The sequence below is a fragment of the Amycolatopsis sp. NPDC003676 genome (genome assembly GCF_053587275.1).
In genome coordinates, this window is record NZ_JBSFNS010000006.1 from 81,143 (window position 1) to 93,300 (window position 12,158).

At 68.7% G+C, this 12,158-nt stretch carries 10 protein-coding genes; 5 read left to right on the top strand and 5 right to left on the bottom strand.

The features are described 5' to 3' along the window. Window positions 1–378, bottom strand: coding sequence for an STAS domain-containing protein (locus tag ACWDNU_RS05615; protein ID WP_449667897.1), 378 nt, complete (start codon window positions 376–378; stop codon window positions 1–3). Window positions 379–702: 324 nt separating this feature from the next. Here ACWDNU_RS05615 and ACWDNU_RS05620 point away from each other — a divergent pair, with 324 nt between their 5' ends. Beyond that, a complete protein-coding gene (locus ACWDNU_RS05620) occupies window positions 703–858 on the top strand; it encodes a hypothetical protein (protein ID WP_086024889.1) in 156 nt (51 codons plus the stop codon). A gap of 65 nt (window positions 859–923) precedes the next feature. Here ACWDNU_RS05620 and ACWDNU_RS05625 read toward each other — a convergent pair whose 3' ends face one another. Further along, window positions 924–1,934 carry a Glu/Leu/Phe/Val dehydrogenase dimerization domain-containing protein gene (locus tag ACWDNU_RS05625; RefSeq protein WP_449667898.1) on the bottom strand — a complete coding sequence of 337 codons (1,011 nt, stop codon included), beginning with the start codon at window positions 1,932–1,934 and terminating at the stop codon, window positions 924–926. Between the two features lie 61 nt (window positions 1,935–1,995). Between ACWDNU_RS05625 and ACWDNU_RS05630 the strand changes: the two genes are divergently transcribed. After that, the gene (locus ACWDNU_RS05630; protein WP_449667899.1) at window positions 1,996–2,478 is read left to right on the top strand and encodes an Lrp/AsnC family transcriptional regulator; all 483 of its coding nucleotides are present in this window, start codon (window positions 1,996–1,998) and stop codon (window positions 2,476–2,478) included. Between the two features lie 16 nt (window positions 2,479–2,494). On the opposite strand, the gene ACWDNU_RS05635 is transcribed toward ACWDNU_RS05630, so the two are convergent. Next, entirely contained in the window at window positions 2,495–3,667 is a 1,173-nt protein-coding gene (locus ACWDNU_RS05635; RefSeq protein WP_449667900.1) for a hypothetical protein, read from the bottom strand. Window positions 3,668–3,984: 317 nt separating this feature from the next. Here ACWDNU_RS05635 and ACWDNU_RS05640 point away from each other — a divergent pair, with 317 nt between their 5' ends. From ACWDNU_RS05640 to ACWDNU_RS05650, 3 genes are all read left to right on the top strand, one after another. Further along, window positions 3,985–5,223, top strand: a complete 1,239-nt coding sequence (locus ACWDNU_RS05640; RefSeq protein ID WP_449667901.1) for a ferritin-like domain-containing protein — start codon at window positions 3,985–3,987, stop codon at window positions 5,221–5,223. Continuing rightward, entirely contained in the window at window positions 5,216–7,114 is a 1,899-nt protein-coding gene (locus ACWDNU_RS05645; RefSeq protein WP_449667902.1) for a LodA/GoxA family CTQ-dependent oxidase, read from the top strand. The genes ACWDNU_RS05640 and ACWDNU_RS05645 overlap by 8 nt, the downstream gene beginning before the upstream one ends. 367 nt (window positions 7,115–7,481) lie before the next feature. Then, window positions 7,482–8,414, top strand: coding sequence for an NAD(P)/FAD-dependent oxidoreductase (locus ACWDNU_RS05650; RefSeq protein ID WP_449667903.1), 933 nt, complete (start codon window positions 7,482–7,484; stop codon window positions 8,412–8,414). A gap of 36 nt (window positions 8,415–8,450) precedes the next feature. On the opposite strand, the gene ACWDNU_RS05655 is transcribed toward ACWDNU_RS05650, so the two are convergent. Both ACWDNU_RS05655 and ACWDNU_RS05660 read right to left on the bottom strand, forming a co-directional pair. After that, the gene (locus tag ACWDNU_RS05655; RefSeq protein WP_449667904.1) at window positions 8,451–10,280 is read right to left on the bottom strand and encodes a beta-galactosidase; all 1,830 of its coding nucleotides are present in this window, start codon (window positions 10,278–10,280) and stop codon (window positions 8,451–8,453) included. A gap of 11 nt (window positions 10,281–10,291) precedes the next feature. Beyond that, window positions 10,292–12,154, bottom strand: a complete 1,863-nt coding sequence (locus tag ACWDNU_RS05660; RefSeq protein WP_449667905.1) for a beta-N-acetylglucosaminidase domain-containing protein — start codon at window positions 12,152–12,154, stop codon at window positions 10,292–10,294. Window positions 12,155–12,158: the final 4 nt, after the last annotated feature.

Below are 12,158 nucleotides of genomic sequence, written 5' to 3' on the forward strand. Positions count from 1 at the left end.
TCAGGACCCGGCCAGCGCCGCTTCGACCGTCGGATACAGGGGAAGGCTCTGTTCCAGTCCAGTGAGCTGGATGGGCCGCACCGTGGCCCGGCCGGACGCGACGATCCGCAGGACGGCGCGCGCCGCCCGGTCCTGCGTCATGGTCACCAGCGCGGTGAGCCCGGCCGAAGCCAGGAATTCCACCGCGGCGAGATCCACCACCAGCACCGGCGGAGCCGCGGCCAGCACCTCGTCGACCGCGGCGGTCAGCAGCGGCGCGGTGACCATGTCGACCTCGCCGTACACCGTCAGCACCGCGGCCGGGGGCCGATCCGCGCGCTCGACGCGGAACTCGCGCACCGGGTCGCTGCCGGGATCGGTCGGCTCGTCCATCGTCATGGTCCCGTCGTCGGTCGCCCCTGCCCGGCCGGGCAGGCGGGAGGCACCTCACCATGATGCCCGTCCTTCGGCCGCGACGCAGGCGAGCGACGATCAATCCGCTTCGTCCGGTTCAACCCGCGGCATTAATGCCGACCCCCTTCCTTACGCCATTTGCCTGATCTCCCGCCTTCTCTCCGAGCAATGTGGTGACAAATTCACGCGGCGCGAATGGCCGCGGCCGCGGAATTGCCCAGCGATCCCATGTTTCACTCGACCGAGTGAGGGTATCCGGCAGTGAGCACGCCTCATTCCCCACTGAGAGAAGGAAGACGAGGTTTACCCGTGATTGTTCTCGGCGTCATTCTCCTCGTGATCGGGTTCATCACCTCGATCCAGATTTTGTGGAGCATCGGGATCGCCCTGGTGGTGATCGGCGCGATACTGGCGGTGCTCGGCGGGACCGGACGCCGAATCGGCGGCCGCGCCCATTGGTACTGATCCAGCGGAAACGGAAAACAGCGGCTAAGGCTCCGGGACGCGTCCCGGAGCCTTAGCCGCTCCGCTCAACCGAGCCCGGCCGCCAGTTCGCGCGCGGCCCGCACCGTCGTCAACCCCCGCTCGCGGGCGCGCGACAGCACCGCAGTTGTCGTGTCCGCGATCGCGTCGATCTTCGCGTTCGCCGCGGCTTCGTCCATCCCGAGTTCCTCGCGGCCGACCGCGTGGACAATCCCGCCCGCACTCGCGACAACGTCCGGGATCCACGTGATCCCCCGGTCCCGCAACACCGTCGCGACCTCCTCGGCGGCGAGCTGATTGTTCGCCGGTCCCACGATCAGCGACGCCCCGCAAGCCGCCGCCGACTCCGCCGTCAGCAGGCCGCCCGTCGCGGCAGGCACGAGAATGTCCAGCCGCTCCCGCACGAGGTCCTTCGTCGTCCAGGTCGCGCCGAGCCGCTCCGCGACCGGCCGAAGCCCGCCGTCGACGTCCGTCACGACGACCTCCGCCCCGCGCGCGAGCAGCGACTTGCAGATGAGCCGTCCGACGCTCCCGAATCCGATCACGCCCGCCCGCAAGCCCGCGACCGAACCCGGCGCGACACCGGCCTGAAGCGCCGCCAAGACTCCCCGTGCGGTCGCCGCGCTCGACGTTCCGCTGCCGCCCTGGGCTTCCGGACGGCAGAACGCCCAGCCGTGCGCGAGGCGGTGGATCTCCGCCATGTCCTCGGACGTCGACCCGATGTCCGGCCCCGTGCGGTAGCGCCCGCCCAGCGCGGCGATCGCTTCGGCGATGTCGGCGATCAGGTCCGGCCGCCGCACTCCCTCCGCGGGCAGGACCGCGACAGTTTTGCCGCCCCCGTAAGGAAGTCCGGCCAGCGCGCACTTCATCGTCATCGCCGCCGACAGTCGCAGCGCGTCGTCCACCCCGTCCCGCCACGACGGATACTCCTTGATCCGGCAGCCGCCGATCGCCGGTCCCCTCGCTGTCGAGTGGATCGCGACGGCGATCGCGACTCCCGACCTCGCGCCGCGGACGACCTGCAGTGCTTCACCAGCGAAACTCTCTGTTCGGTTCACGAACGCCAGCCTGCCTCTTCTGTCGATCGTTGAGGCGCAGCAGCAGTGATATGTTCGGCAAATGCCTGGAATCCCGAACCTGGATCGGATCGACAGCCGCATCGTCCACGAACTCCAGCAGGACGCCCGGATCCCGATGCGCGACCTCGCCGAACGCGTCGGCGTCGCGGCGTCCACCTGTTCCGAGCGCATCGGCAGGCTGCAGGCCCGCCAGGTGCTGACCGGGTTCCACGCCGAGGTCGACCTGCCCGCGCTGGGCAGGTCGGTGCAGGCCATGGTGTTCGCGCAGATCCGCCCGCTCAGTCAGCCGATCATCGACCGCTTCCGCCGCGAGGCGCTGGCGATGCCGGAGGTGATGGCCGTCTTCGTCCTCGCCGGCGGCGACGATTTCCTGCTGCACGTCGCGGTCCCGGACGTCTCCCGGCTGCACACGTTCCTCGTCGAGGACCTCAGCAGCCGCAAGGAGGTCGTGCAGTTCCGCAGTTCGATCGTGTTCGACCACAGCCGCAAACGGGCGATCGAGAACCTCGCCGGGGATCAGTGACGCGGGCCGACGCCGGTCAGTGACACTGGAATTCGACTCCGACGGGCCGGTCCGGGCAGACCGCGCACACGAAGACGTACACGTCTCCGACGTCGCCCAGCATCAGGTCCAGGCGGCCGGCCCCGCTCCGGTCGGCGGGGATGACGCGCTCCTTCACCGTTTCCGGCGCCACCGCGGCCGTCGTGCCGCTGAAAGTGCTGTAGGCCGCGGTCGTGTCGAACTCCTCGTCGAGCCCGATCTCCCGGCTGGTCGTAACGCCGTCGACCAGCGCGAACTCCACCCGCTTCACGAAGGTCGCCGCAGCCTGCTCCTCGAGCGGCATCCAGGTTTCCCAGCCCCCGCTGGCACTCTCGGCCGACGAAACCGTCAGCAGGTGGTCCATGCGATGCCCGCGCTCGCATTCCGGCCACCGCGGGTACTGCACCCAGCCGATCCAGCCGCCGACCTTCGAGCCCGGCGCGACCGACAGATGCTCGTAGTACGTCCGGTCCTTCCCCTTCTCCCACTCCTCGATCCGGGCCCGCAGCCGCGCGGAGGGCAGATCGTCCCAGTGCGGGAACTCCGTCACCCGCTCCGGCGAGATCCGGCAGGGCGACGGCAGGCTTTCCTCGTCGCTGAGGCCGAGGTCCGGCTCCGGCGCCACGCGGACCTCGGTCACGCTCGGGGAATCGCGCCACCGCACCAGCGGCCGCGGACCGTAGTGCGGCTCGTGATCGGTCGGGCACCACAGCACCTGGCATACGTCGGTCCCGTCGGGAAACGGCAGCTCCGGGATGTCCCGCCGGTAGAACTGCGCGATCGGCGCCATGGGCAGCGCCGCGGCCGGATCGTCCGCGAAATCGACGCGCCGCAGTTCGCGGATGCTGGTCTCCAGCCTCGCGAACTCTTCGTCGAGGGGGTGCGGCCCGAGGTATGGGTACTCGTTCTTCTCCGCGCGAATCTCCTCCTGCCGCCGCTGCAGCCGCTTTCCCTCCGCGCTGGGCAGCGGCCGCGAATCAGGATGGTCGACCGTGCACACCGGCCACGCCTCGTCCGCGGGCCACAGCAACGGCCCGCCCAGCGACGAATCCCGCACCGTCACCGCGTCTTGCCACGGATGCAGCCGCACCGTGGTCCGCGCCAGCCCGGCCAGCTCCGGAAACACCTTCGCGACGTCCACCGGTTTGCCCGGCGTCGTGAACCCCTTCACCCTGACCTCCCCTGTCAGTCCCGCGCCAGCCTAGCCGAAACCGCCAATCCGGTCTCCAGCATCGCGTAAAGACCAATTAATCCGCCGCGCCAAAAGAAACCCACCTCGCGGAACCGATTTCCCGATAAGAACACCTTAGAGCTTCCCTGACCATTAGGTCGTCTGCGCTTCTTTACCAAATAAGCCATGCCGAAGTGCGCCCGTTCGGACGTTGGATGGCCGATCCGGCCGCTGCTAGGGTCGCCAGCACGGGCAGGGGGTCGCCGTCGTGCGAAATTGCCCGGTATCGCCGCTGGCGCAATCGAGAGGGAGTCGCCATGACTGCCGTAACCGTGTCCGAACGTCGCTACCTCATTCCGAGGCAACCGCACGGCAAGACACTTCGAGAACTGCTGGACATCGCCTTGCGCGTGGAGTTCGCCACCATTCCGCCTTATCTCACCGCGATGTACTCGATCAAAGACAAGGCTTCCTCGGCCTACCAATTCGTACGCGGGGTCGCGCTCGAGGAAATGCTCCACCTCAATCTGGCCGCGAACCTGCTCAACGCAGTCGGCGGCACGCCGACCCTGGTCACCGAGGCAGGAGCGGCACATCCGTTTCCGCCGAGCTATCCCGCCTACCTTTCCGAGGACGCCGAGGACGGCGGGCCGTATCTGCAGCTCATGGCGGCGTCGCCGGAGCTGTTCCGCAGCACCTTCATGCGAATCGAGCAACCTGCCCAGCCGGACGCGGTCGCGCAGGAAGAGGATTTCTCGACCGTCGGCCAGCTGTACTCGGCGATCCTGAAGAAACTCGAGGAATACGACCGCACGCCCGGGCGCACCTACGACGTCACGCGGCAAAGCGAACAGTGGAACTTCGGCAACAGCGGCGGAACGGTCGTCCTCGTGAAGGATCTGGAGTCCGCGAAAAAGGCGGTCAACGAGATCGTCGAACAGGGCGAAGGCGCCGACATGAGCGGGGAACTGGACGATCCGAAATACCGGGTCCGCGAGCCGTGGGGCCAGTACGAGTACTACGGCCCGCGCGCCGACGGCACTTACGGACCGGTATTGGGCACGCCGCTCGAAATGTCGCATTACTTCAAGTTCAAGGCGATCGCCGACGGCACCGTCCCGTTGCCCCCGACGTATCCGATGATCGCCAATCCCGCCAAGGCGAAGTACGAAAACCCGACGGCGGCCGCGCTCAGTGACCTGTTCGACCACGCGTACAGCGTGCTGGTCGACGATCTGCAGAAAGCGCTGAGAGGCGACCGGGATCTCTTCTTCACCGGCGTCGTCCCGGCAATGCGGGTGAGCCTTCCGTCGCTCGCCGCCGAGCTCATGCAGACCCCGGTCGCCGCCGAGAGCCACACCGCGGACGATCCAACAGCAGGACCGGCTTTCCGTTACCTGCCGGTGAAAGACCGCCGGAAACCGCAGGAACTCGATCAGCTCGTCGCGGATTTGGCCACGGGCAGGCGAAAAGGCGGATCGCCGACGCTCGCCGCCACCCTGCGCCGGATCCAGGAGAACCGGCCCGAGACGAGAACGGAGGCGGACGATGTCTGAACCGCTGGCCCAGCTCGGCCGTTCGGTGTCGATCTTCCCGGCGATCGGCTTCGCGAGGCTCGGCAACACCGGTCCGGGAGACAGCACCGAGGACTACTACCTGCCCCCGGACGGGATCGGGCGGCTCCCCCGCGCAAGCGAGGGCGACCTGCCCTTCGAACCGGCCGGTTTCCGGGACCGGCACGGCCGGCTCCGCAAACAGGCCGCGACCTTCGCCCTCTACGCCGCCGACCGGCAGGAACCGCTCACGATCGGCACCCGGCTCCCGTTGTCCGACGGCAGCACCGCGACGATCGTCGACATCGTCTGGACCGCGCATCTCGCGAACAAAAAGGCGTCCTGGTACCGGATCCAGGACCGGATCGGCGAGACCGGCTACCCGGCCGGGCATCCGCTGCGCAACGAGGACGTCCAGGGCGAGGCGCGCAAAAAGCTCATCATCGACCCCGGCCCGCGCACGGTGAGCGGCCGCGGCACCCGGATCGGCGAGTTCGACCGCAACGACGGGCACGGCCGGAGCACGTTCCCGCCGGACGGCCCGGACCCGGCGAGGCAGCGGATCACCACGCTCGGGCGGATCACGGTCGCCAAGGACGGCGGCCTGCTCCTGCTCGGCGGCTCCGGGATCTCCTACTCCACCGACGCCGAGCCGAGCATCCCCGACGACGACAACAACGACGGCTGGTGGGACGACGTCTCCGACGGCCCGGTGTCCGCGACGCTCGTCGTGCGCGTGCTCGGCCAGCACGGCACCGTGCTGGGCCCGGAACAGGAGGTCCGCCTCGACGACAAGGCGTGGGCGATCGTCGCGCCGCCCGCCTACGCGCCCGAGATCGTCAACGTGGTCACCCTCTACGACACGATCTTCGACACGGCCGTCCGGTTCACCGGCCTGCGCCCGGACCTCTACGACAACGGCCAGTGGCAGAAGACCTACCAGCCGCACTACCCGACGGAGATCGAACCGATCCTGCGCCGCGCGGTCGTGCTCCCGTGGGTGGTGGCGGTCCCGCCCAAGGTGCACACCTTCGACCTGGCCCGGCTCGGCACGAAAGACCCGCGCTACGACCAGATCCGCCGTCGGCTTTTCGAGGTCCTGCGCCCGCCCAGCACGCCCAACACGCTTGCCTCGGCCAAAACCGGCTACCGGATGATGCCCTACATCGTCGGCGAGGACGCCGCCAACGACAGCCAGCTGACCGCGAAGTTCCACTCCCTCACCGAGACCCAGTACTTCCTGCTCAGCCAATGGGCCGACGGCAATTTCCTGACGGCCGACCAGCCCCCGAACCCCGGCTCCGAAGCGGAACGGCGGCCAGGCCATCACCTGACCGAAGCGGCGCTGGGCAACTGCTGCGGCCCGCCGTTCGCGCCCGGGATCGAGATGTCGTGGCTCTCGCGCGTCCCGGCGGTCTATGCGGCGCCGTTCCGGCTCCGCCCGGTCCCGCACCTGCCGGTCGAAGCAGGCCGGCTGAGCCTGATCGCCGACCCCGCGCGCGGCCTCGAACCCGGCGACGTGACGAAGTACCTTTCCGTTCCGTGGCAAGGGGATTTCAACACCTGCTCGGTGTTGAAGGTCGACGAGCACTACCTCTGGTGGTGGCCGGCGCACCGCCCGATGTTCGTCTACGCCCGGCGCGACAAGCCCGGGTCTTCCGAGTGGAACCACGTCGGCTGGGTCGGCACGATCCGCGACCAGACGGCGAAGGGCTACGTGGCGTTCGCCGACAACCTGGGAATGGCCCAGCACTGGCACGAACTCGGCTTCGTCGCCCGCAACACCCGGCTCCGGCCCGCCGACGACACCCAGCCGCCGGAACCGCGGTACGTCGAGGTGCGGCGGACGCTGCCCCGGCCCGGATACGTTCTCGACGACCACAACCATGCCTAGGGTCGCGGTGCTCGGGGCGGGACCGGCCGGAACGAGCGCCGCGATCGCGCTGCGGCGAGCGGGGTGCGAGGTCGTGGTGGTCGATCCGGCCGCGTCCTCGGGGGAGGGCGGGGCGGCAGGTCTCTCGTCAGAGGGCGAGGCGGCCGGTCCATCGCGGGACGGCGGGGCGGCCGGTTCCTCGTCGGAGGGCAGAGCGGCCGGTCCATCGCGGGAAGGCGAGGCGGCCGGTATCGATGCGACGCTCGTACTCGTTCGCCGCGGAAACGGCGATTCTGCTCCCGCTGCGGCCGGGTCCCCTTGTGCGGCAACCAATTCCTCGCTCACCGTGCCCCTGAGCGCCGCGTCCCTGGGGGCCGCCGGAGAATCCGTGCCGCCCTCGATCTCCGGCGCGCTCGCCCGCCTCGGCCTCAGCACCGCCGCCCTCGACCGCGACCACCTGCGTTCCCTGGGCACCGCCTCGGCCTGGGGCTCCGCCGACCTCGAATACCGCGACTACCTCCTCGACGGACTAGGCCCAGGCTGGCACCTCGACCGCACCCGGTTCGACCGGATGCTGCGCGCCGCCGCGGTCGCCGCCGGGGCCGTTCTGGTCCACGGCCGCTGGTCCTCCGCCAGCAGCACCGCGAAGGGCTGGTCGCTCACCTGCCATGGCACCCGCCTGACCGCGGACGTCGTAGTCGACGCCACCGGCCGCCGCGCCGCGTTCGCCACCGCGCAAGGGGCCCGGCGTTGTTTCGCCGACCGGCTGATCGGCGTCGCCGCGACCGTGCCGGATCCAGCCGCACGCAGGCATGTCGTGCTCGAAGCGGCGGAAAACGGCTGGTGGTACGCCTCTCCGCAACCCGGCGGCCGGCTGACGCTCGCCCTGTTGTCCGACGCCGACCTGGTCCGCCGCGAAGGCTGGGCCAGGCCGATAGGATGGTTGGCCGCCCTCCGGGACACCCGCCACCTCGACGTCCCGCGCAACGAACCGTCCCTGATCGTCCGCGATGCCCGCTCCCACCTCCTCACCCCGAGCGCGGGCCGGGGCTGGCTCGCCGCCGGGGACGCGGCGATGGCGCTCGATCCGCTCAGCAGCGCCGGAGTCACGCTGGCGATCGAGTCCGGACTGGCCGCCGCGGAGCTGATCGTGACCGGGCAGGTCGATTCCGCCCGGCACCGGCACCAGCTGCGCCGCCGGTTCGACGCCTACCTTCGGCAACGACGCGAGGTCTATCGGGCGGAAGAGCGGTGGGAGGGTCCATTTTGGACTCGACGCCGAGAAGGGGTCACCGAGGCTCGGCACCTCACCGTGCACTAGTCAGTCCACGGCGCGTCGCGGACCTTCGGCTCCCGTTCAGCCCAGGTCGGCCTCCGGACGGATCTCGATCGTCGACCCCGGCTGGTGCAGTTCCAGCACCACCAGTTCGTTCTTCCCCCTCCGCCACAACGACTTCGGCGCGTACAACGTCTTCTGCGGCCCGATCTTCCAGTACCGGCCAAGGTTGAAGCCGTTCAGCCACACGATGCCCTTCTCCCACCCGGGCAGGGCGACGAAACCGTCCGCCGGGTCGGCGATCACCGCGGTCGCGCGGTGAAAAGCCGGGCCGGCGCCGGGCGAGCCGGAGGAGAAGCGCAGCTTCGACAGGTCGTCCAGCGGCAGCGGCCGGATCTCCCAGCCGAACAGTTTCTGCTGGGTGTTCATCGCGACCCACCCGTCGATGCCCTTGCGATCCGCGAGGTACGGCCCGTAGTTCACCCGGCCCATGGCGTCGACCAGGATGTCCAGCCGCGTCCGCGGTTTCTCGAGTTTCAGATCCAGCGTCGCGTCCGGATGGTTGCGGTCCAGGACGCCCAGCTGCTTGCCGTCGACGAACACCAGCGCCCGGTCCGCCAGTCCGTGAATGCTGAGCGGGCCGGAATGCGGGCCTTGCACGGTCGTGCGGTAGTGGATCAGGCCGGTCGACTGGCCCAGTCGTTCCATGGACACTGGTTGTGCCGATCGGACCACTGTGGACAGCGCGGGCAGCGAGTCCAAAAGGGACACCGACTCGGCGGGAGTCACGGTTTGCGCCGGGAGGCGCGGCGAGCTGGCGGGCGGCGGGACGACGGGTTGTTTGGTGTATTTGGTGATCACCGCCTGCAGCGCGGCGAACTTCGCGCCGACGTCGCCTGCTTCGCCAACGGGGGAATCGTAGTCGTAGCTGGTCACGGTGGGCTGATATTGCAGACCCGACGTGTTGGCGCCAGCAGTGAAGCCGTAGTTGGTGCCGCCGCAGGCCATGTAGAGGTTCACGGACGCGCCCGTAGCCAGCAGCTGGTCGATGTGGGCGGCGGTTTCCTGGGCATCGGTAGTGTGGTGCGGGTCGCCCCAGTGGTCGAACCAGCCGTCCCAGTATTCGGCCATCATCACCGGCGCTCCGGGCCGGAAAGCCTTCAGTGCGGCGATGCTCGGGGCCGGATCGCCGTCGCCGGTTCCGACTTCCAAAGTGCCCGGCAGCTCGCCGAAGCGCATGAAGAATTCGGAAGCACCGTCGGCGACGAAAAGAAGGCTCGTCATTCCGCGCGAACGCAGGCTGTCCCGCAGGTGCGCGAGATAGCTCGTGTCATTGCCGTAGCTGCCGTATTCGTTTTCGATCTGCACGGCCACCACCGGTCCGCCGTGCTGCGCTTCCAGCGGCTCGAGCTGCGGGATCAGCTGGTCGTACCACGCGTCGACGGCCTTGAGGTAAGCCGGATCGGCGCAGCGCAGTTCCATGTTCCGGTCCGCGAGCAGCCAGGCGGGCAGGCCGCCGAATTCCCATTCCGCGCAAATGTAGGGGCTCGGGCGGACGATGACCTGGAAGCCGAGTTCCCCGGCCAAGCGGATGAACGCCACGAGGTCGCGAGGACCGCGGAAATCGGCTCGGCCCGGCGTCGGCTGGTGGAAATTCCAGGCCACATAGGTCTCGACAGTGTTGAGGCCGAGCGCTTTGAGCCGCGACAGGCGGTCGTGCCACTGGTCCGGACGCAACCGGAAATAGTGGATCGCGCCGGACACGATCTGGAACGGCTTGCCGTCCAAGAGAAAATGGTCGCCGGACACGCTCAGCCCGCGACGTCCGGCCGCGCCCGCCGGTCCGGCGAACACGGTGCTCGCGGCGACCGCGGCCGCGCCGCCGAGGAAAGTCCTCCTGCTCACGTCCATCACTCCCCCGCTCAGCCGACCGTCGCCGCGCGGACCTGGACGAGGAACGCGTCGAGGACGCCATCGCCGACGAGCGCCTGTCGCACGCCCCACCGGTTGCTATTGCCCGTCTTCACTGCCTCCGCCCGCTTGACCAACGCGTCCGCGGCGGCGGTCAGTTGCTCGGCCTTGGCGTCGTCACCGCGGGTCGCCGCGGCGAGGGCGTCGAGCCGGGTCACCATCGCGTCGCCCCACAGCGCGGTCGCGTCCAGCCAGGGACCGGCCTCGCTGACGAAAGCACTCTGCACCTGCCCGCCGCGGATTACCGTGGGAGCATTGCGGATCTGTTCGGCGTACGAACGCAGTTTGTCCAGCGAACGGTGATCGCCACCGTTCCACTGCTGCCAGGAATCGGCCACCTTGGCCGCGAGGACCGGGGCCTGCGGCTGCCACGGCGTAGGCCCGAAGACGGGTGCCAGGTGTTCGAGATCCGCGAACACCTGCAGCGCCGCCGTCGCCCGCGGGTCGCCGCCCGCGAGCCGACCCAGCGCCTGCGGCCACGACCGGTCCGGCGAGTAGCCCGCGTCGTTCCAGGAGAAATCGGCGACCCCGAATTCGGCGACCTCGCTGGCCGCTTCCTGGTTCATCGGATTCGAGACGATCCCGTTGAGATATTTCGACAGTCCCGCTTCGCGATGCGCGTACGGCGCGAGCAGCAGCCGTCCAGCGGACTGCTCGTAGTCGTTGACCGGGTAGTTGTCCCAGAGGAACACTTTCCGTCCGTACACTGTGGACACCTGCTGAGCTTCGTCGTTCGTCACGCTCGGCGGCACCACCGCGGTGCCGGTCCATTGCACGACGACGGACGGGTCGAGGTTCTCCCGCAGCTGCGTCTTGTACGACGAATCCTTGAGGTCGCTGTATTCGGTCGGAACTGTCTGCAAGGGACGGACGCCGTCGTGGTTCTTCACGAAGTTCTTGGTGATCTCGTTGAGCAGCGAGACTTGAGCCTTGCCCGCAGCAGCCTGTCCGGGCGCCCCGAACGCCGATTGGTCGCCAGCGCAATTCCATTTGGTGTACGAGATGTCGTCGAACGGCAGTGAGAACGACCGCACCCCGAGGTCGTACACGGCCTGGAATTTCGCTTTCACCGCAGCGACATCTTGCGGCGACGAGAAGCAGATCGAGACGCCGGGAGACAAGGCGTAGGTGAAGTCGACGTGGTTCGCGTTCGCCGTGTGCACAAGCTGGCCAAGCGCGTCCAGCTCCTGCTGCGGATACGGATCCCGCCACTGCGCGCGCAGATACGCGTCGTCTTTCGCGCTGTAGATGTAGGTGTTCGCCTTGGTCTCGCCAAGGAACTTGAGCTGGCGGACGCGGTCGTCGTTAGTCCACGGTGGACCGTAGAACCCTTCGATCGACCCGCGCAGCGCCATGTTCGGCCAGTCCCGTACCGCGACGCCGCTCACCGCCCAGCCGTGTCCACTTCGGACAAACAGCTGCCGCAGCGTCTGCACGCCGTAGTACTGTCCAGCGCCGTCGCGGCCGTTGATCGTCACCCCGTCGCGCCGCACGGCGAGCGAATAGCCCTCCGCCTGCGTCGGCGCGTCCCCGCCGTTGGCAAGTCGGATGACGAATCCGCCACTGCCGATCTTCTTCACCCCGCGCTGTTTCAACAGCGAAATCAGCAGATCCTTGGCCGGGCCATCAGTGGTTTTGTCCGTTACGAGCGTCACCGTGGACGGCAACGACACGTCAGTGGCATCGCGGCTGATCTGTTGCGGCGTCGGGGAAACGACCGGCACCGAACCCGGCTTGGCAGCAGCCGGCTGGACGACGGCGAGGGCACTCGTCGCGACGACAGCGGCGAGCCAAACTCTGCGGCGTAGAGTCATGACT